At 67.9% G+C, this 19387-nt stretch carries 18 protein-coding genes and 1 pseudogene; 16 read left to right on the top strand and 3 right to left on the bottom strand.

Annotated elements, in window-relative coordinates; all coding sequences use genetic code 11:
* Nucleotides 1–203 precede the first annotated feature (203 nt).
* The 4 genes from GJV80_RS14425 (at nt 204) to GJV80_RS14410 (ending at nt 5249) form a co-directional block, all read left to right on the top strand.
* The gene (locus GJV80_RS14425; protein ID WP_154690275.1) at nt 204–929 is read left to right on the top strand and encodes a redox-sensing transcriptional repressor Rex; all 726 of its coding nucleotides are present in this window, start codon (nt 204–206) and stop codon (nt 927–929) included.
* Nucleotides 926–2254, top strand: coding sequence for a glutamyl-tRNA reductase (locus GJV80_RS14420; protein WP_154688493.1), 1329 nt, complete (start codon nt 926–928; stop codon nt 2252–2254). The genes GJV80_RS14425 and GJV80_RS14420 overlap by 4 nt, the downstream gene beginning before the upstream one ends.
* Complete coding sequence (hemC, locus tag GJV80_RS14415) at nt 2251–3360, top strand: hydroxymethylbilane synthase (protein ID WP_230207703.1); 1110 nt, start codon at nt 2251–2253, stop codon at nt 3358–3360. Before GJV80_RS14420 ends, hemC begins: the two co-directional genes overlap by 4 nt.
* 230 nt (nt 3361–3590) lie before the next feature.
* A complete protein-coding gene (locus GJV80_RS14410; RefSeq protein WP_154688492.1) occupies nt 3591–5249 on the top strand; it encodes a uroporphyrinogen-III synthase in 1659 nt (552 codons plus the stop codon).
* 81 nt (nt 5250–5330) lie between these two features.
* Here the strand turns inward: GJV80_RS14410 and GJV80_RS14405 are convergent, their stop codons facing one another.
* Complete coding sequence (locus GJV80_RS14405; RefSeq protein WP_154688491.1) at nt 5331–5825, bottom strand: MarR family winged helix-turn-helix transcriptional regulator; 495 nt, start codon at nt 5823–5825, stop codon at nt 5331–5333.
* A 132-nt stretch (nt 5826–5957) separates the two neighbouring features.
* On the opposite strand from GJV80_RS14405, the gene GJV80_RS14400 reads away from it, so the two are divergent.
* The 3 genes from GJV80_RS14400 (at nt 5958) to GJV80_RS14390 (ending at nt 8102) form a co-directional block, all read left to right on the top strand.
* A complete protein-coding gene (locus GJV80_RS14400; RefSeq protein ID WP_154688490.1) occupies nt 5958–7127 on the top strand; it encodes an FAD-dependent monooxygenase in 1170 nt (389 codons plus the stop codon).
* Nucleotides 7128–7201: 74 nt separating this feature from the next.
* Entirely contained in the window at nt 7202–7477 is a 276-nt protein-coding gene (locus GJV80_RS14395; RefSeq protein ID WP_154688489.1) for a hypothetical protein, read from the top strand.
* A gap of 55 nt (nt 7478–7532) precedes the next feature.
* Nucleotides 7533–8102 (top strand): Chromate resistance protein ChrB, encoded by a 570-nt coding sequence (locus tag GJV80_RS14390; protein ID WP_230207702.1) that lies wholly within the window; start codon nt 7533–7535, stop codon nt 8100–8102.
* Between the two features lie 613 nt (nt 8103–8715).
* Here GJV80_RS14390 and GJV80_RS14385 read toward each other — a convergent pair.
* Nucleotides 8716–9744: a COG4280 domain-containing protein gene (locus GJV80_RS14385; RefSeq protein ID WP_195909365.1), complete on the bottom strand. Its 1029-nt coding sequence runs from the start codon at nt 9742–9744 to the stop codon at nt 8716–8718.
* Between the two features lie 143 nt (nt 9745–9887).
* On the opposite strand from GJV80_RS14385, the pseudogene hemB reads away from it, so the two are divergent.
* From hemB to GJV80_RS14340, 9 genes and pseudogenes are all read left to right on the top strand, one after another.
* Nucleotides 9888–10884, top strand: a pseudogene (gene hemB, locus GJV80_RS14380) (porphobilinogen synthase).
* A complete protein-coding gene (gene hemL, locus GJV80_RS14375; RefSeq protein ID WP_154688487.1) occupies nt 10881–12200 on the top strand; it encodes a glutamate-1-semialdehyde 2,1-aminomutase in 1320 nt (439 codons plus the stop codon). The pseudogene hemB and the gene hemL overlap by 4 nt, the downstream one beginning before the upstream one ends.
* A gap of 26 nt (nt 12201–12226) precedes the next feature.
* Nucleotides 12227–12886 (top strand): histidine phosphatase family protein, encoded by a 660-nt coding sequence (locus GJV80_RS14370; RefSeq protein WP_154688486.1) that lies wholly within the window; start codon nt 12227–12229, stop codon nt 12884–12886.
* The gene (locus tag GJV80_RS14365) at nt 12886–13482 is read left to right on the top strand and encodes a TlpA disulfide reductase family protein (protein WP_154688485.1); all 597 of its coding nucleotides are present in this window, start codon (nt 12886–12888) and stop codon (nt 13480–13482) included. Before GJV80_RS14370 ends, GJV80_RS14365 begins: the two co-directional genes overlap by 1 nt.
* A gap of 64 nt (nt 13483–13546) precedes the next feature.
* A complete protein-coding gene (locus GJV80_RS14360) occupies nt 13547–14263 on the top strand; it encodes a cytochrome c biogenesis CcdA family protein (protein ID WP_230208416.1) in 717 nt (238 codons plus the stop codon).
* A 2-nt stretch (nt 14264–14265) separates the two neighbouring features.
* Nucleotides 14266–15915 carry a cytochrome c biogenesis protein ResB gene (locus tag GJV80_RS14355; RefSeq protein ID WP_154688484.1) on the top strand — a complete coding sequence of 550 codons (1650 nt, stop codon included), beginning with the start codon at nt 14266–14268 and terminating at the stop codon, nt 15913–15915.
* Nucleotides 15912–16895 (top strand): c-type cytochrome biogenesis protein CcsB, encoded by a 984-nt coding sequence (gene ccsB, locus GJV80_RS14350; RefSeq protein ID WP_154688483.1) that lies wholly within the window; start codon nt 15912–15914, stop codon nt 16893–16895. Before GJV80_RS14355 ends, ccsB begins: the two co-directional genes overlap by 4 nt.
* Nucleotides 16896–16897: 2 nt before the next feature.
* A complete protein-coding gene (locus GJV80_RS14345) occupies nt 16898–17701 on the top strand; it encodes a GNAT family N-acetyltransferase (RefSeq protein ID WP_230207701.1) in 804 nt (267 codons plus the stop codon).
* Nucleotides 17702–17796: 95 nt separating this feature from the next.
* Nucleotides 17797–18711: an aminoglycoside phosphotransferase family protein gene (locus tag GJV80_RS14340; protein ID WP_154688482.1), complete on the top strand. Its 915-nt coding sequence runs from the start codon at nt 17797–17799 to the stop codon at nt 18709–18711.
* 54 nt (nt 18712–18765) lie between these two features.
* Here the strand turns inward: GJV80_RS14340 and GJV80_RS14335 are convergent, their stop codons facing one another.
* A complete protein-coding gene (locus GJV80_RS14335; RefSeq protein ID WP_154688481.1) occupies nt 18766–19260 on the bottom strand; it encodes a pyridoxamine 5'-phosphate oxidase family protein in 495 nt (164 codons plus the stop codon).
* Nucleotides 19261–19387 lie beyond the last annotated feature (127 nt).

Genomic DNA, 19387 nt, shown 5'->3' with positions numbered 1-19387 from the left:
GGCAAGAACCCCACGCCGAGTTCACCCGAAATGGACAGGTCGTGCCTCACGCCTGAGCAACAGCCGACCAGATGGTTTGTTATCGCGTTCACAAGCTCCTAGAGTGAGTTCGCGGAGCACTGGAACACATCGGAGGCACAAGGCACGTGACGCCCTCACAGCCCCGGCCACACGGCGGGGGAATCGGCCAGCAGGGCGAGCAGATGCGTTCCGAGCGGCCGGCCTCTGAGAAGGGCATCCCCGACGCGACCATCGCACGGCTGCCGGTCTATCTGCGCACGCTGAACGCGATGGCCGACGAGGGTGTGACCACGATCAGCAGCGGCGAACTGGCCGATGCCGCGGGTGTGAACTCCGCCCAGCTTCGCAAGGACCTCTCCTATCTGGGCACCTACGGGACGCGCGGTGTCGGCTATGACGTCGAATACCTGCGCTTTCAGATCGGCCGGGAGATCGGCTCGGCCCAGGAGTGGCCGGTGATCATCGTCGGCCTGGGAAACCTGGGCACCGCACTGGCCAACTACTCCGGCTTCGGATCTCGCGGTTTCCGGATCGTCGCCCTGCTCGACCCGAACCCGGCGCTGATCGGTCGTGAGGTCGTCGGCGTACCGATCTCCGATCTTGCCGATCTGGAGAAGGTCGTCCGCCGGACCGCGCCGCGGATCGCCGTGCTCGCCACCCCTGCCTCGGCTGCCCAGGATGTGACCGATCGGCTGATCGCCTGCGGAGTGAGGAGCATCCTGAACTTTGCACCGACAGCGTTGACGGTGCCGCCGGACGTCAACCTGCGCAAGGTTGATCTCGGCCAGGAGTTGCAGATCCTGGCCTACCACGAACAACAGGCCGGTGAACAGACCGGCGAGACGGTTGTCGCCACGACCGGCGTCAACATCAAGAAGAGCAGCATCGAGAAGGCAACTGCGTCGTGAGCATCCTGGTGGTCAGTGTTTCCCACAAGACGACATCGTTCGAGGTGCTCGGGAGACTGGCGATGGACGCCGATGCATCGGCCAAGCTCGCCGAGTCGCTGACCCGCAGCGAACACATCGACGAGGCCGTGGTGTTGTCCACCTGCAACCGCACCGAGGTCTATGCCGAGGTCGGACGCTTCCACGCCGGCCTGGACGAGATCACCGAGCAACTGGCCGAGGCGACCGGTGTCGCCACCACCGTGCTCCGGGGCATCTGCTCGGTCTATTTCGACGAGGGTGCCGTCGCCCACACCTTCAACGTCTCGGGCGGGCTGGACTCGATGGTCATCGGGGAGAACCAGATCCTCGGCCAGGTCCGTGCCGCACTGTCCGGGTCGCAGCAGGTCGGCACTGTCGGCACGGTGCTCAACTCCCTGTTCCAGCAGGGCATCCGAGTTGGGAAGCGGGTGCAGACCGAGACCGCGATCGGGTCGGCGGGACGGTCGATGGTCACGGCGGCCCTGCGCCAGTACCAGTCCCTGGCCGGATCCCTCGACGGGGTGCGGGTGGCCGTCGTCGGCGCCGGATCGATGGCGTCGCTGGCAGCCCGCACCGTTGCGGCCGAAGGAGCCGACGTGACCGCGGTGAACCGGACGTTCGACCGGGCGGTCCGGCTGGCCGACGCGATCGGCGGCCACGCCAGGCCACTGGCGGACCTGCCGGCAGTGCTCGCCGGCTCCGACCTGGTGATCAGCTGCACCGGTGCCCGCGACCTGGTGCTGACCAGCGGGCTGATCGCCGACACGCCGCTGCGCGCAGTGATCGATCTCGCGCTGCCGGCCGACGCGGAGCCGGCGATCGCCGAGGTCGTCCCGCTGATCAATCTGGATCGACTGTTGCGAGCCGGCGACGACAGTGTGTCGACCGCGGAGGTGGACGCCGCGCGGGAGCTGGTCCGCCTCGAGGTGCATGATTTCCTGGCGCGGCGCCGGGCCTCGCAGGTCACGCCGACCGTGGTCGCCCTGCGGTCGATGGCTGCCGAGGTCACGGAGTCCGAGCTGAGGCGACTCGACGGGCGACTGCCCGATCTTGACGACCGGCAACGCGCCGAGATCGCCAAGACCGTACGCCGCGTGGTCGACAAGTTGCTGCACCAGCCGACGGTCCGGGTGCAGGAGTTCGCCGCCAACCAGGGCCAGGTGGACTACGCCGCCGCCCTCCGGGAGCTGTTCGCCCTTGATCCGCAGACGGTCGCCGCGGTGATGTCGCCCGATGCCGCCACCCAGGCGGCCGAGGTGGCCGACGCCGCCGCCTCCACCGAGCTGATCACGGGATCGGAGTGACCGTGGGGTCCCGGGTACGGATCGGCGCGCGCAATTCGCCCCTGGCCCGCGCCCAGGCGGACCTGATCGCCGCCTCGCTGGCGTCGTACGGCGTGGAATCGGAATTCGTCCCGATCAGCACCCAGGGTGATGTCGACCGGCGCGAACTCACCCAGATCGGTGGAACCGGGGTCTTCACCGGCGCCGTCCGCGACGCGCTGCTGGACGGTACGGCCGACATCGGCGTGCATTCACTGAAAGACCTGCCGACCGCGCCGGTCACCGAACTGGAGATCGTCGCCTACCCCGATCGCGAGGACACCCACGAGGTGATCGTCGGTCGCTGGCTCGACGATCCTCCCGCCGGCCGGCCGCTGGTGATCGGGACCGGCGCTCCGCGGCGGGCCGCCCAACTGCAGCAGTTGGCCGACGAGCGGGAGGTCGAGGTCCGGATCGAGCCGATCCGGGGCAACGTCGACACCCGGCTCCGTCGGGTGCGCGAGGGCCGGTACGACGCCACCGTGCTGGCCGCCGCCGGGCTCCGCCGGCTCGGCCGGATCGAGGGCCGGATCGACGGCCGGATCGAGGGCCGGACTGCGGAGTTGACCGTTTCCGGGCTGCCGGCCCGGCTGCTGTCGTACGAGGAGTTGTTGCCGGCGCCCGGACAGGGAGCGCTTGCCGTCGAGGCGGCCCGGAAACTCGATTCGGATATCCGCTCCGTTTTGACTAGGCTCGACAGCGCTGCCACCAGGGCAGAAGTCCTGGCCGAACGGCGCTTCCTGGCCGTTCTCGAGGCCGGCTGCACTGCACCGGTGGGAGCGCGCGCGGAGATCACCTCCGGCGCCGATATCGCCGACGGTGGGCCCGTCCGCGATGCGGGCGCGGATTTGACTCTGGTCGGAGTAATTGGGAGAACGAAGGGGGACGGCGAGTCGCAACACCCTCCGCACGGCGATGTCCCTGACCAAGGGCCTGCCGGGGCGGACGACCTGGTCCGGCGCGGCGGTTTGATCAAGATCTCCGGACGCGGACAGCAAGGCGATCCGGCAGAACTGGGAGAGCGCCTGGCACGGCGGGTGTTGTCGATCATCGATCCCGAGGAGTTGCGCAAACCAGCGCACAACTGAATAGGCCCGTGAGCCAACAACTGAAGATCAAAAACTGAAGATCAACAATTCCTACTCAGCAGCAGACCCAGAAACCTAAGAGCGTACTCGGCCGATCCGGCCACATCTGTAGTTCGTAGCACGCACGCCACGAGAGCTACCCACGACAGGTGGACGCGGTCAGCCGGGCTCGTTCATCCGGGAGGGATCAACTCCGATCTCATCCGGAAGGAAGAACGCGAGAATCGCCCGTGAGCACATCGTCGGCCCGCAAGTCCCGTCCTAGAGATAGTTCCGTTACTGCTGCCCCTGCCGCACGCGGCCGGGTGATCTTCGTCGGCACAGGTCCAGGTGACCCGGACCTGCTGACCCTGGGTGCCATCGCTGCGCTGGGCGAGGCCACCGCGGTCATCCTCGACTCCGAGAGCCAGCGCGAGATCCTCGACCATCCGGCGATCAAGCTCGCCGATGGTGCCGAGGTCGCCATCCTCGGGCTGTCCGAGGCAGGCAAGCCGCTGCCGCCGTCGGCGCGCGCCAAGGCGGTGCTCAAGCACACCGGCGGCGGAGCCCGCGTGGTGCGCCTGGTCAGCGGTGACCCGTTCCTCGATGCTGCCGTCTCCGACGAGGCAGCGGCCTGCGTCCGCGGAGGGGTGGACTTCGAGGTCGTCCCCGGTGTCAGCTCCCTGACAGCGGTTCCGGAGTACGCCGGCGTCGCCCTGAACAACGCCGGCGGCGTGCACTTCGTGTCCGCGACCGAGGGCAGGTTCGCCAAGACCGCAGCCGCCGAATGGACCGGTGTCGCAACCCTGGTGGTGAGCACCCGGGTGAGCATGATCGGCGACTTCGTCGACGTGGCCACCGCGGTCGGGCGCGAGGCTGACGAACCGGCGCTCGTCACCCTGCACGGTGGCAGCACCGAACAGATCAGCATCACCACAACGCTCGGCCGGATCCCCGCCGAACTCAAGACGGTGCCGTGCCAGGCCACCGAACTGGTGCACCTCACCCTGGGCGCCGCAGTGGAGAATCGCGAGGCGCTCAGCTGGTACGAGACCAAGCCCCTCTTCGGCTGGCGCGTGCTGGTGCCCCGCACCAAGGACCAGGCGGCCTCGATGACCGCGCGGCTGCGCACCTACGGCGCGCACAGCGAGGAGGTGCCGACCATCTCGGTCGAGCCGCCGCGCAGTCCGCTGCAGATGGACAAGGCGGTTCGCGGGCTGGTCGAGGGTCGCTACGAATGGGTCGCGTTCACCTCGGTCAACGCCGTCCGCGCCGTACGGGAGAAGTTCGAGCAATACGGTTTGGACGCGCGGGCGTTCTCCGGCCTGAAGGTGGCAGCGGTCGGGGAGACCACTTCCGGCGCGTTGAAGGCCTGGGGGATCGAACCGGACCTCGTGCCGACCGGTGAGCAGTCCGCCGCCGGCCTGGCTGCCGAATGGCCGCCGTACGACGACGTTCTCGATCCGATCAACCGGGTCTTCCTGCCGCGCGCGGACATCGCAACCGAGACCCTGTCAGCTGCGCTGACCGATCTCGGCTGGGAGGTCGAGGATGTCACCGCGTACCGGACGGTCCGCGCGGCCCCGCCGCCGGCGCCGGTTCGCGAGGCGATCAAGACCGGCAAGTTCGATGCGGTTGTCTTCACCTCCTCCTCGACGGTACGGAACCTGGTCGGCATCGCCGGCAAGCCGCACACTTCGACGATCATCGCCTGCATCGGTCCGGCGACGGCCAAGACCTGCGAGGAACACGGTCTGCGCGTCGACGTCATCGCGGCCAAACCCTCGGCGCTGGAACTGGCCGACGCGCTGGCCGGTTTCGCCGCCGAGCGGCGCGAGGCCCTGGTCGCGGCCGGCGAGCCGGTCACCAAGCCGTCGCAACGCCGCACCAGCCGGCGCCGATCATCCTGATCCGGTGACAGGAATCGCGTCCGCGATCGTCTGCTGAGGCCGTGTCGGCCGCCCGAGCGACGCGGACGGGATTCCCTGTCGCTAGCCGGTCCGGTCGTCGGTTCGCGCCGCGTGTGCGGAGAGATCGTCGATGAGCCGCGACAGCAACGCGCCGAGCGTGCGCAGGTCGTCCGCCGACCAATCGGCCAGCGCTTCACCGAACCACCCGAAGATCCCGTGCATGTAGCCGGTCGCGGCGTCGGCCCCGGCCGGTGTCAGCTCCACCAGACGGGCGCGCCTGTCATCGGGATCCGCGACCCGTTTCGCCAGTCCGCGCCGTTCCAACTCGTGGACGAGCCGCGTCACGTGCGGCCCCGCAACCTCCATCCGCCGGGCGATCTCCCCGATGCGTAGCGGGCCGTCGGCCATCCGCAGCGACATCAGCACGGTCATCGACGGCCGATCGAGACTGACGCCGGACGCCCGTAACGCGCGCTCGACCAGTTCGCCGCGATTCAGGCTCGAGCCCAGCCGACTGATCCGCGGAAGTACGGCCATGACATCGGCGAACTGATCCTCGAGAGGACTGCTCGGCATATAACTCCTTGATTAGATACCTAAGTTAGGTATCTTTGTGGTTCGAGGCGTACGCACCATCGAGCGGCCTCCGATATGGACCAAAGGTAGCTATTTCGGGGCGGCGGGACGCCGCTCGGTTCGGAGGAACCGATGAAGATCCTTGTTTCCGGCGCCAGTATCGCCGGGCCGGCAGTGGCCTACTGGCTGCAGCGTCACGGCTTCGAGGTGACCGTCGTCGAGCGCGGGGCACAACTGCGCGGCGGCGGATATCCCATCGACATCCGCGGCGTCGCCGTGGAAGTCGTTCGCAGGATGGGCATCCACGGGGAGCTGGGGAAGGCGCACATCGACACTCGGGCAGTCACCTTCGTTGAGCCGGACGGGAGCCCGATCGCCACGCTCCGGCCGCACCGTCTGGTGGACGGAGATCGAGACCGGGATCTCGAAGTGCCCCGCGGTGATCTTGCCCGGGTGCTGTACGACGCGACGAAGGAGCGTGTGGAATATCGCTTCAACGAATCGATCACCGGATTGGACGAGAGGGCCGACGGTGTTGATGTGCAGTTCCGCAGCGGTTCGAAGCAGCGGTTCGATCTGGTGATCGCCGCGGACGGAGTGCACTCCAGCACCCGGGCGATCAGATTCGGACCCGAGGAGCCGTTGCACCGTTACCTCGGCTATTGCTTCGCCGGGTTCACCCTGCGCAACGAGTTCGGACTCTCCCACGAGGCGGTGATCTGGAACGAGGTCGGCCGGGCCGCTGCGTTGTATGCCGTCGGTGACCGGCCGCTGGTCCACGGCTTCCTCAACCTGTCGCTCGCAATTCCGCCGTTCGGCGCATTCCGGGATCCGCAGGCCCAACGTGACCTGGTGGGCCGGGCGTTTGCGTCCGACGGCTGGTTCGTCCCGCGGATGGTGGAGGCGATGCGGTCGGCCGAGGATCTCTTCTTCGACATGGTCACCCAGATCCGCATGCCTCGCTGGTCGGCCGGTCGGCTGGCGCTGGTGGGCGACGCGGCCTTCGCCCCGTCCTTCCTGACCGGACAGGGATCGAGTACGGCCCTGGTGGGCGCGTACCTGCTTGCCGGAGAGCTGGCGACAACCGGTGACTACGCGACCGCCTTCGATCGCTACGAGAAGCTTGCCCGGCCGTTCGTCGAGGCCAACCAGAATCTGGTCACCGCCGGCGACGCGACGATGTTCCCCAGCACTCCGGAGGCGCTGGAACAGCGCAACCGGATCCTGCAACAGCTTCCCGCCTTACCCTCCGACGACGAGCCCGCCCATTCGGCGATCGATCTTCCCGACTACACCGGTTAGCTCGTCGTCCGTGCCGGCCCTATCCGCTTCGCGAATCGCCCGCGGATCGGCGTGGCTGCTGCCAGGATGTTGCCATGGCGGACAGGCGCAGGGTTGTGCAGTACGTGATCGGCGGGCTTGCCCTGGCGGCAATGGTCGCGCTCGCTCCGTTCTTCCTGGCATCCGGGTTGATGGCGCCGGGCTGGGCGGTCGCGACCTTCATCGGCATCTGGGTGGTGTTGTTCGGTCTCGGCTGTCTGTGGGTCATCCGGCGCCGACCACTGCGGACGATCCCGCTGCCGTTCATCGCCGCGGTCGTATGGTTCGGCGGGATGAGCGCCGGCGAGGCATGGCTGGGCTGGACCGCCTAGTACCGACCCGACCGGTCGCATGGCCCGCCCGGATGAGCGGCCTATGCTGCCTGCCGTGGCCACTTCCCGTGCGACGCCCGAGTCCTCAGGCGGCAGCGGGTCCTGGCTGGTGCTGATCTATCGGATCCCGTCGGAGCCGACCAGGCTGCGGGCGACCGTGTGGCGGCGGATCAAGGCCCTGGGCGCGGTCTACCTGCAGAACTCGGTCGCCGCCCTCCCGCACACTCCGGCCAACGAGCGGGCACTGCGGAAACTCCAGCGGGAGATCGTCGGCATGGACGGTACCGGCGTCCTGCTGGAATCGTCCGTGTTGTCCGGCGAGCAAAGCGTATTGGGCAGTTTCCAGGCAGCCCGCACCGACGAGTACGAGGAGATCGTCGACCGCTGTGAGGGCTTCCTTGCCGAGGTGGAGAAGGAGTACGCCAAGAACCACTTCACCTACGCCGAACTCGAGGAGAACGAGGTCGACTACACCAAACTGGTCAACTGGCTGGAGAAGGTGAAGGCAAGGGACCGGTTCGGGGCCCCCGGCCGGGACGAGGCCGACGCCGCACTGGCCCGGTGCGAGCAGGCGCTCGAGGAGTACGCCGCCCGGGTCTACGCCGAGGAACCCGAGGGCCACTGACGCAGCCTCCGCGGGATGGCGGGTGCCCCACGTGCCCGGTGCCCGGTCGCCCGAATGACCCGGTCGCCCGAATGGCCGGGTCGCCCGAATGGCCGGTGACCCTTGCCGGGGTCATCAGGTGCCCGGTCACCGAGGTGCCCGGTCACTCCGGGGGTGGATTCCGCAACACGTGGCACAAATTCGCGGCGCCCCGACCCTGGAGGGTGGATTTGGTAACACGTGGCACGGTTTCGCGGGGGCCCGCCCCTGCGGGCGTGGATTTGGTAACACGTGGCAGGAATTCGCGGCGCCCCGGCCACTGGAGGGTGGATTTGGTAACACGTGGCAGAATTCGCCGCGCCCCGGCCCCGTGGGGTGGATTTGGTAACACGTGGCGCGGTTTCGCGGGGGCCTGCCCCTGCGGGCGTCGATTTGGTAACACGTGGCGCGGTTTCGCGGGGGCCTGCCCCTGCGGGCGTGGATTTGGTAACACGTGGCACGAATTCGCCGCGCCCCAGCCCCTGGAGCGTGGACTTGGTAACACGTGGCGCGAACTCGCGGCGGCGCGGGCGCGCAGACCGAGTGAGCGGAGCGCGGACCTCATCCCCGAGCGGGGGAGGTCCGCCGACGAAGATCAGCTGCGGGCGGCCCGTGCGGTGCCGTACGGGATCAAGAACGCGACAACGACGACCGGGATCAGCCACGCTGCGGTCCAACCCGCTGCCAGTCCGGTGATGATCAACGCGATGGCGACGCCGGCGGCGATCTGCCAGTCGTCGCCGATCACGAAGTCGTACCAGAACAGCCCGAAGCGGGCGAGCCGGCCGGGTTCGGTCCGGGTCGCCGTGGCGGTCGCGGTGGACGCGGTGGACGTCTCGACGACTGACCTGGTGGTGGTCGGCTGCCCAGTGGCCGGTGTGCTGGTCACGACAGCCGCGGCGTGTCGGCGCCGGAAGGCCAGGGTCATCAGCAGGCAGAAGACCAGTACACCGGGAGCGATGATCAACAGCGCCCCATCCGATCCCGGCCAGTCGGCGCCGACCCCCTGGGCGCCCCAGAAGAGTCCGAAGGAGGTGAGCATCACGCCGACGACGAACTTGAGCGCGTTCTCAGGGACCCGGGCCAGCGGACCGCGAACGATCACTCCCATCGTCACCACGACCAACACCGCGGCCGCGGCGGCGACGACCGCGACCGGGAGATTGCCCTGGTTGGTGGCGAAGGTCAGCACGATGAAGACGACCTCGAGACCCTCCAACAGGACGCCCTTGAACGACAGCGTGAAGGCGTACCAGTCGGAGACGCCGGCCCTGCGGGTTGATGCGGCCGCGGATGCGGCGGCGACCTCCCGCCGGTAGATCGCGTCCTCGTCGTGCAGCGCCTTGACCCCGGCGGCCCGGAGTACCGCCTTGCGGAGCCACTGCAGCCCGAAGACCAACAGCAGGCCGCCGATCACCACCCGCAGGACCGCGAGCGGCAACATCATGATCGCCGGACCGGCGGCGGCGACGATCACCGCGAGCACGACCACGGCCGCGACAGTGCCGGTCAGGGCGGATCGCCAGTTGCGGCTGGCGCCGGCCGCAACGACGATCGTGGTCGCCTCGACAGCCTCGACCAGGCAGGCAAGGAATACCGCCGCGAACAGGGCGTACGAAGTCATCGACAACTCCTCAGGTGTTACCACCGGAGAATAACAGCCGTTATATCTCATCGGCCGTCACGCTGCCGTCGACGCGGGAACGACCGACCGGCGCGGTACGCGATGAGGCGACTACTACGTCGGGTCGTAAACTCGTGCCTGTCATGCCTGGTTTGAACCTTCCCGACCGGCCGCGCCGGTTGCGCGCCAACCCCGTCACCCGCCGGATGGTCGCCGAGACGACTGTCCAGCCGCGGCAACTGATCCTGCCGGCGTTCGTCGCGGAGGGACTCGCCGATCCTCGGCCGATCGGATCGATGCCCGGTGTTGATCAACACAGCCTGGAATCGATCAAGAAGCTGGCGCACGACAGCGCTCGGGCCGGACTGGCCGGGATCATGCTGTTCGGCGTGCCGCTGCCGGACAAGAAGGACGCCACCGGCTCGCAAGCACTGGCCGAGGACGGCATCCTCAACCTGGCGATCGCCGCGGTCCGGGCCGAGGTCGGCGACGACCTGTTGGTGATGAGTGACGTCTGCCTGGACGAGTTCACCGACCACGGACACTGCGGGGTGTTGACAGAGGCCGGCACCGTCGACAACGACGCCACTGTCGAGCTCTACGCCCGGATGGCGGTCATGCACGCCGAGGCCGGCGCACACCTGGTCGGGCCCAGCGGCATGATGGACGGCCAGGTGGCCGCGATCCGCCAAGCACTCGATCAGGCCGGTCACATCGACACCGGGATCCTGGCCTACGCAGCGAAGTACTCCTCGTCCTATTACGGCCCGTTCCGTGAGGCGGTGGCCTCCCTCACTACAAGGGGACCGCAGGACCTACCAGCAGGACCTGGCCAACGTCCGCGAGGCGTTGCGCGAGGTCCGGCTCGATCTTGATCAGGGCGCGGACATCGTGATGATCAAGCCGGCGCTCAGCTATCTGGACGTGATCGCCCGGATCGCCGACACGGTCGACGTGCCGGTTGCGGCGTACAACATCTCCGGCGAGTACTCGATGGTGGAAGCGGCCGCCGAACGCGGCTGGATCGACCGGGACGCGGCGATCACTGAGACCTTGACCTCGATCCGCCGGGCCGGCGCGGACATCATCTTGACCTACTGGGCTTTGGAGTACGCGACCAGACCGGAGTTGCAACGATGAACGTCGATCGTTCCGCGGCCGCCTTCGAGCGCGCCCGAACCGTCACGCCGGGAGGCGTGAATTCACCGGTACGCGCCTTCCTCGCGGTCGGCGGTACCCCCAGGTTCATCAGACAGGCCAAGGGCGCCTATCTGACCGACGTCGACGGCAACGAGTACGTCGACCTGGTCTGCTCCTGGGGTCCGATGCTGCTCGGCCACGCCCACCCCGAGGTCCTGTCGGCCGTTGCCGACGCCGCCCAGCGCGGCACCTCGTTCGGAGCTCCCACCGAAGCCGAGGTCGAGCTCGCCGCCGAGATCATCGACCGGACACCGGTCGACCAGGTCCGCCTGGTCAACTCCGGAACCGAGGCGACGCTCAGCGCCATCCGGCTGGCCCGGGGCTTCACCGGCCGGGACAAGATCATCAAGTTCGCCGGCTGTTATCACGGGCACGTGGACTCGCTGCTGGCCTCGGCCGGTTCCGGAGTGGCCACGCTGGGCATCCCGGGCACTCCGGGCGTCACGGCCGGAACAACGGCCGACACCATCGTCGTGGCCTACAACGACCGGGAGGCGGTCCGCGAGGCGTTCGCCACCTTCGGTGAGCAGATCGCCTGCCTGATCACCGAGGCGGCGCCGGGCAACATGGGCGTCATCGAGCCGGGAACCCGGGACGGCATCGGCTTCAACCGGTTCCTGGCCGACATCTGCCACGAGCACGGTGCACTGTTCATCTCCGACGAGGTGATGACCGGTTTCCGGGTCAGCAGGTCCGGGCAGTACGGGCTGGACGGCATCGGGGGCGACCTGATGACCTTCGGCAAGGTGATGGGCGGCGGCTTCCCGGCCGCGGCCTTCGGCGGCCGGGCCGACATCATGGCGCATCTGGCGCCGGTCGGCTCGGTGTACCAGGCCGGCACGCTGTCGGGCAATCCCGTGGCGACCGCGGCCGGCCTGGCCACGCTGCGGCTGGCCACCGAGGACGTCTACCAGACCGTCGACAAGGCCGCCGAACAACTCAAGGCCGAGGTGCACGCCGCCTTGGACAAGGCTGGCGTCCCGCACCTCGTGTCCGGATCCGGGAACTTGTTCAGCGTCTTCTTCGTGGCCGAGGGTGTGACTGCCGTGCCCGACTACGCCGCTGCCCAGGCGCAGTCGGTCGAGGCGTACAAGGCCTTCTTCCACTCCATGCTCGACGACGGCGTCTACCTGCCACCGAGCGCGTTCGAGGGCTGGTTCCTGTCGGCGGCTCACGATTCCGCCGCGCTGGACCGTATCGTTGCGGCGTTGCCGCGTGCCGCCGAGGCCGCGGCACAGTCGGCCCAACACGACTGACGCGCGGACCGAACGGGCAGGAGACGATGAGCGAATCGACCAAGACACTGGTCCATCTGGTGCGGCACGGTCTGGTGGAGAACCCGACCGGCGTTCTGTACGGCCGCCTGCCGGACTTCCACCTGTCCGAGGTCGGTCGACAGATGGCTGACCTCGTCGCGTCGGCGGTCAAGGACTGGGACATCGTCCATCTGCGTTGCTCCCCGCTGGAACGTGCCCAGGAGACGATGACGCCGATCGCGGCCAACTTCGACGTGCCGGTGATCACCGATGGCAGGGTGATCGAGGCGGAGAACTATCTCCAGGGCCGACGGTTCGACGGATCGAAGAACTCCGCGTTCACCAATCCGCGATACTGGCTCTACTTCCGCAACCCGTTCAAGCCCACCTGGGGTGAGCCGTACACCGAGATCGCGACCCGGATGCGGGTGGCCATCCACGATGCGGCCGAGCAGGCCGAGGGACACGAGGCGCTGGTCGTGTCCCACCAGTTGCCGATCTGGATCGCCCGGCTGGACGTCGAGGGTCGTCGCTTCGCCCACGATCCGCGCAAGCGCCAATGCAGCCTGGCCAGCATCACCACCTTCATCCTGCGGGACGGCCGGATCACCGGGATCGAGTATCGCGAACCGGCTGCCGAGTTGCTGCCTGACCACAGGTCGAAGAAGTTCGTCGCCGGAGCCTGATGTCCGTCCGCCTCCGCTCGCTCACGGCCGCCGCCGCGGTGATCATCAGCGCCCTGCTGGTGATCTCCGGTTGCAGCACCGACTCCGCCGGCCGGGATGCCCAGACCGGCACCGAGAACGGGTACGTCGGTCATGATCAACAACTCACCCGGGTACCCGTCGCCAAGCGGGTGAAGGCACCGGTGATCAGCGGCCCGTCGCTGACCGACGGAAAGACGATCGACAGCGCGGACTATGCCGGCAAGGTGCTGGTGATCAACGTCTGGGGCTCGTGGTGCCCACCCTGCCGCAAGGAAGCGCCGGACCTGCAGACGGCCAGTGACAAGCTCGGCGCCAAGGCACAGTTCATCGGCATCAACAGCCGCGACCCGGCGAAAGCGGCACCCCAGGCGTTCCTGCGGGCCCACAAGATCACCTATCCCAGCATCTACGACCCGGACGGCAGCCAGGTGGTCAAATTCGACAACCTCCCTCCCAGTGCGATCCCGTCGACCCTGGTGATTGACGAACAGGGCCGGTTGGCCGTGCGGATCCTCGGCACCATCAGCACGGACACCCTGGTCGACATCGTCGACGACGTGGCGGCCGGCAAATGAGCGGGTGGTGATCATGGATCCCTTGGACATCGGGGATTGGGCGGCATCGGCCGTCGGAGGCACCATGGTGCTGGCCATCCCGGTCGCTCTGATCGCCGGCCTGGTCTCCTTCTTCTCACCGTGCGTGCTGCCTCTGCTACCGGGATATCTGACCTACGCCTCCGGACTCAGCGCAGCCGAGGTGATCGAGGGCGGTGGGCGACACCGCGGCCGCATCCTGGCAGGAACCAGCCTCTTCGTGTTGGGCATCGCAGCGGTGTTCGTCGGCACCGGTGTGATCGCGGGCCGGGTCGGCGGCCTGCTGTACGCCAGAAGTGACCTGATCGGCCGGATCCTCGGTGTGGTGATCATTCTGCTCGGCCTGATGTTCGCCGGGGTGATCAAGTTCGGCCGGCGGGACCTGCGCCTGTCCTCCGTTCCGGCGATCGGGGTCGCCGCCGCGCCCCTGGTCGGAATCGTCTTCGCCCTGGGCTGGACGCCCTGCATCGGGCCGACCCTCGGCGCCGTACTGACCCTGGCGCTGAACGAGGGGACCGCGCTGCGCGGCGCGATCCTTGCGGGCGTTTTCGCGCTGGGCCTCGGCGTGCCGTTCGTCGTTGCGGGGCTGGCCTACGGCCGGCTCGCCAACGGAATCGGACGGATCCGGCGGCACCAACAGGCGGTGATGCGGATCGGCGGTATCGGAATGATCATCGTCGGCCTGCTGCTGGTCACCGGATTCTGGAACCGGTTGATGCTGCGCGTGGTCAGCTGGGCCGGCAACTTCGTACCGGGGATCTGATCATGAGCGACACCAGGACCGAAGAAACAACCGACGACCGGGCAGCGGACGCGCCGGAGGTGATCGCCGGGTCGGAGGAGTCTCGCCCGAAGCACCGCTCTGCGGCTGCGCCGGCGCTCGGCTTCCTCGGCGGGCTGCGCTTCATCTGGACCCAGCTGACCACGATGCGTACGGCGCTCGGTCTGCTCTTCCTGCTCGCGCTGGCCGCCATCCCGGGATCTCTCGTGCCTCAGGAGAGCATCTCCCCGGTCCAGGTGAACCTGTTCCTCGACCAGCACAAGACGCTGGGGCCGATCTATGACAAGGTCGGGCTGTTCAACGTCTACACCTCGCCATGGTTCTCGGCGATCTACCTACTGCTGTTCATCAGCCTGATCGGCTGCATCATTCCGCGCGTCGCGGTCTACCTCAGGGCCCTGCGTGCCCGGCCGCCGCGGACTCCCCGGTACCTGCACCGGATGCCCGCCTACGTCTCGGCGGACCTGCCCGGTGCCGACGACGCCGTGATCGGTCGGGTCGCAGCCGGACTGAAACGCCGCCGCTACCGGGTGGTACGCCATGCCGACGGCTCGGTGTCGGCAGAGCGCGGCTACCTCCGCGAGGCCGGCAACCTGTTGTTCCACATCAGCCTGGTGTTCGTGCTGGTCGGTGTCGCCGTCGTCTGGCTGACCAACTTCCGCGGCACCAGTTCCGTGGTCGTCGGCAACGGGTTCGCCAACAACCTCGCCCAGTACGACGACTTCAAGGCCGGGCCGCTCTTCAACGAGAAGTCGCTGACACCGTTCAGCATCAAGGTCAACTCCTTCGACGTGAAGTTCGAGACGGGCGCGGTCCAGCGCGGCGCGGCACGGGAGTTCAAGGCCAACGTCACCGTCACCGACGCGCCGGGGCAGAAGCCGCACAACGCGACCATCCAGGTCAATCATCCGTTGCACATCAACGGCAGCACGGTTCATCTGGTCGCCTGGGGCTACGCGCCGGTGGTCACGGTCAAGGACGGCAACGGCAATGTCGCCTACTCCGGACCGGTCATCTTCCTGCCGCAGGACGGCAACTTCACCTCCGCCGGGGCGATCAAGGCGCCGGACGCGCGGCCCGAACGCTTCGGCTTCGAGGGGCTGTTCCTGCCCAGCGCAGTGATCGACAACACCGGCCCGCATTCGGTCTTCCCCGGTCTCTACAATCCCCAGCTGTTCCTGAACGCCTGGTCCGGCAGACCCGGGCCGGAAACCGGTGTGCCGGAGAGTGTCTACACGCTGGACAAGACCGGCATGACGCAGATCATGGATCCCAAGAAGCCGGGCCAGCCGCTGCGGTTCATCCTCCGGCCCGGCTATGTGCAGAAGCTGCCCGGCGGCGGATCGATCCAACTCGACGGCGTGCAGCGCTGGATCAAGCTGCAGGTGGGCGACAGCCCCGGCGTCTACATCGCGATCGTCGCCATCGGCTGCGCCGTGCTCGGCCTGTGCTTCTCGCTGTTCATCAGACCCCGCAGGGTCTGGGCTCGGCTGCGTACTACGAAAGGTAGTACTGTGTTCGAGATCGCCGGCCTGGATCGTGCCGATGCCAGGACCGGACTACAGGAGGACCTGGCCGACCTTCTCGACGACGTCGTGAGGAACAAGGGACTCCGTACGGAGGAGACGACATGACCGCTCAGACCTTCTCCAGCCTCGCGCTGGTCACCTCGGTGGTGATCTATCTGCTCGCCTTCTCCATGCACACCGTGGAATGGGCGTCGGCCCGCAAGATCAAGAACGACCAGATCGAACCCGTCCGCGAACCGGCGTTGGTCGGCGCCGGCGGAACCGAGGTCGGGCCGGAAGCGCCCAACACCGATTCCGCGCCGGCGGTCAGTGAGCGGTCGGCACCGCTCACCCCGCGGCAGCGCTCGGAAACCTTCGGCCGGCTGGGCCTGTCCTTCACCATGATCGGCCTGGCCTGCGCCATCGCCGGCGTCGTCGCGCGGGGCATCGCGGCAGGTCGCTGGCCGCTGGGCAACATGTTCGAGTTCACCACGATGGCGATGGTGATCATCGTCGCCGCCTACCTGGTGCTGGCCCGAATGGGCATGCGGTGGCTTGGCCTGCCCGTCACCCTGCTGGCGACGGTCGGCAACGGGCTGGCGATCACCGTCTTCTACGTCGCCGTGGCGCCGCTGGTGCCTGCGCTGCACTCGGTCTGGTTCATCATCCACATCACCGCCGCAGCGATCAGCGGGTCGGCGTTCAACATCGGCGGACTGATCTCGATCCTCTACCTGATCAAGAAGCGCGCCGAGGAGAAGGTCACCGTCGGATCCGTGCTCGGCCGGTTGCCGGATGCCCGGCGGATGGACGTGATCGCCTACCGGGTGCTCGCCTTCGCCTTCCCGCTGTGGACCTTCACCATCGCCGCCGGGGCGGTCTGGGCCGAGTACGCCTGGGGACGCTACTGGGGCTGGGATCCCAAGGAGACCTGGGCCCTGGTCACCTGGGTGATCTTCGCCTGTTACCTGCATGCCCGTTCGACAGCGGGCTGGAAGGGCACCCGGGCCGCCATGATCGCGATCCTCGGCCTGGCCGTCTTCTGGTTCAACTTCATCGGGGTCAACCTGCTCTTCGCCGGTCTGCACTCCTACGCCGGCATCTAGGCGTGGGGCCCGCCGCCGTGCCGGATCCCGCTGTGCTGCTCAAGGCGTACGACGAACAACTCCGGACCGATGCCGAAACGCCCAACGCGACCGAGGTCGTACGCCTGGGTCCGCTGCGCCTGGTGACCTTCGCCGGAGGTCGTGGGTTCGTCACCTACCCGGGTCTGCACGGTGCGGACGAGGTGACCATCCGGGGCTGGGTCGGTCAGGTCGTCGACCACTACCGGCGGCTGCCGGAGATCAGCAGCGTGGAATGGAAGACCCGCGGACATGATCGGGCTCCGGGGCTAGACGAGGCACTGGCCGATCATGGATTCGTTCCCGAGGAACCCGAGTCGATCATGGTCGGCGCGGCAGCCGGCCTTGCTGTCGACGTAGCACTTCCCGAGGGTGTCATGCTGCGCAGGATCACCGCCGAAGCCGATGTCCGAGCGATGAGCGCGATGGCCGACGAGGTGTTCGGCGACCCGGTTTCGGACCACCGTGCCACCGCCGTCCTGCGTGGCATGCAACGCTGGCCCGACTGGGAGATCTGGGTCGCCGAGGTGGCCGGACAGATGATCAGCTGCGGCCGCCTGGAACCGGTCGCGGGAACGGACTTCGCCGGCATCTGGGGCGGCGCCACCCGGCCGGAATGGCGGGGGCGTGGCATCTACCGGGCACTCACCGCCGAACGGGCCAGGTCGGCGCTCCGGATCGGCAAGACATTCATCCACAGCGATTCGACCGAATACTCCCGACCGATCCTCGAACGGTCCGGGCTGGTCAAGGTGTCGACCACCACGCCGTACACCTGGCGCCGCTGACCCGATATCGGTTGCGGCTCGTCGTCGCGGCGAGGCACGCTGCGCGAGGCAGGCCTCAAGGGCGCCCCTCCGAAACGCAGGAAGGGGCACAACAGATGGCATATCCGATCGAGTTCAGGCTCTCGGAGAATCCCTGGGCGCCGACCGCGGTGGTCGAGGAGATCAACGCCCGGACCGGCAGTGGCCTGGTGCTGACCGGGCTGGCCGACCAGGTGGGCGGCGTCAGCAGCGCCGCCTTCGTCGACTGGCCCGACGGACGACGTTCGGCGCTCACCCGTTCGCGAACGCCGCTGTCGATGATGCAGTTGACGGCGGCCGTGCTGAACGAGGCACGGGCGGCCGGTCTTCCGGTCCCTGCCCATCAACTGGTGCTGGAACTGTCCGACGGCTACCTCGCCGTCGTGCAGGAACGGTTACCCGGCCGGCATGCGGAGCGACTGGACACGACGACCGCGGAGGAGTTCGTTGCGGCGAACAACCGGTTCGCCGGACTGCTCCATGATCATCCGGAGGTCCCGCCACCTGCGGCATTCCCTGTCGACGGACCCGGGTACGGCGGCTTCGAAACCACGATCGGCCGCAGCCGGCGCGGCCGACGGCTGCTCAGTGCGCTGCGAGCGGTGGACGGGGGCCGGCCGCTGCGGATGGGCGGGAAGGACCTGGTCCACACCGATTACACGCCGGGCAACGTCCTGTTCGACGACTCCGGCCGGGTCAGCGGCGTCGTCGACTGGAACTTCGGCGTCGCCCGCGGCGACCGGCGCTACGCATTGATCGGTCTGCAGTGGAGCAGCATCGGGGCGAGCACCATACAGGCTGCCCAGAGAAGCCGGATCGATGCTGACCTGGCCGATCTCGACCCGGGGCTGCGACGCAGCTACGAGGCGCACTGGGCCGTCCACCGGGCGCGCCGGTCCATCACGGAGGGATTTTCCGCCGACCGGATCGAGGCCGATCTGGAGTTCGCCGAAGCGGTGGTCGGCATTTCGGGCCAGAACGTGGTTCGGTGATCGCTTCTGGCAACGCCATCGTCGTCGGTCCGCCCGCACCCATCCGACGATCGATCAGCTGAAGTCGAAGCGAGTCACATCGCGGGGAAAGTTGGTCCAGGCGAGCACCTGCCGCGGCTTGACCATGAACAGCCCGTCGGCGGACTCCGGCTGGTAGCTCTCATAGCGTCGCAGATAGCTGCCCTGCACCCGGGCGAACGACTCCGGCGTCAGGTCGTTGGTCATCGAGAAGTCGCCGTCGACGATCACCACCTCGGTGGCGCTCTCCAGATGGACCTGGGTGCGAGGGTTGGCCAGCAGGTCACGTCCCCAGCGGGTGTGGTGCACGTCACCGTCGGCGTACAGCCTGTCGTCCACCCAGGCTCCCCAGATCGGCCGGGCATGCGGGGCGCCCTGATCGTCGGAGGTGCTGAACCAGAAGTGTTTGGCCTGCTCCAGCCGGACCCGGACGACGGCCCAGTCCAGCGGTGTCTGTTCTCCGGTGTCGTTGTAGCCGTCCGGCAGTCGTGCCGGAACGCCCGTTGGTCCTGTCGTCAGCCCGCCACTCATCTCGACCTCCCTGTTGGAACAAATGCACCGGACTCACGGTAGGCACGAGCACCGACATCGCTGTCTCGGTGATCTCGAGAGGGAACTCGCCCTGACCTGCCGGCGGAGGGCCAAGACCCGGCGTATG

This window comes from Microlunatus sp. Gsoil 973, from assembly GCF_009707365.1.
Classification (GTDB): domain Bacteria; phylum Actinomycetota; class Actinomycetes; order Propionibacteriales; family Propionibacteriaceae; genus Microlunatus.
Note: the sequence above shows the minus strand (reverse complement) of the source record. Positions and strands in the feature narration are given on the sequence as shown.

Excerpts from the sequence above, each read along its gene's own strand:
- GJV80_RS14405 (WP_154688491.1), bottom strand. The coding sequence starts at position 5,825 with ATGCCGAGCAGTCCTCTCGAGGATCAGTTCGCCGATGTCATGGCCGTA.
- GJV80_RS14425 (WP_154690275.1), top strand. The coding sequence starts at position 204 with ATGCGTTCCGAGCGGCCGGCCTCTGAGAAGGGCATCCCCGACGCGACC.
- GJV80_RS14400 (WP_154688490.1), top strand. The coding sequence starts at position 5,958 with ATGAAGATCCTTGTTTCCGGCGCCAGTATCGCCGGGCCGGCAGTGGCC.
- GJV80_RS14360 (WP_230208416.1), top strand. The coding sequence starts at position 13,547 with ATGGTGCTGGCCATCCCGGTCGCTCTGATCGCCGGCCTGGTCTCCTTC.
- hemL (WP_154688487.1), top strand. The coding sequence starts at position 10,881 with ATGAACGTCGATCGTTCCGCGGCCGCCTTCGAGCGCGCCCGAACCGTC.
- GJV80_RS14395 (WP_154688489.1), top strand. The coding sequence starts at position 7,202 with ATGGCGGACAGGCGCAGGGTTGTGCAGTACGTGATCGGCGGGCTTGCC.
- GJV80_RS14365 (WP_154688485.1), top strand. The coding sequence starts at position 12,886 with ATGTCCGTCCGCCTCCGCTCGCTCACGGCCGCCGCCGCGGTGATCATC.
- ccsB (WP_154688483.1), top strand. The coding sequence starts at position 15,912 with ATGACCGCTCAGACCTTCTCCAGCCTCGCGCTGGTCACCTCGGTGGTG.
- GJV80_RS14335 (WP_154688481.1), bottom strand. The coding sequence starts at position 19,260 with ATGAGTGGCGGGCTGACGACAGGACCAACGGGCGTTCCGGCACGACTG.
- GJV80_RS14355 (WP_154688484.1), top strand. The coding sequence starts at position 14,266 with ATGAGCGACACCAGGACCGAAGAAACAACCGACGACCGGGCAGCGGAC.
- GJV80_RS14340 (WP_154688482.1), top strand. The coding sequence starts at position 17,797 with ATGGCATATCCGATCGAGTTCAGGCTCTCGGAGAATCCCTGGGCGCCG.
- GJV80_RS14370 (WP_154688486.1), top strand. The coding sequence starts at position 12,227 with ATGAGCGAATCGACCAAGACACTGGTCCATCTGGTGCGGCACGGTCTG.
- GJV80_RS14385 (WP_195909365.1), bottom strand. The coding sequence starts at position 9,744 with ATGACTTCGTACGCCCTGTTCGCGGCGGTATTCCTTGCCTGCCTGGTC.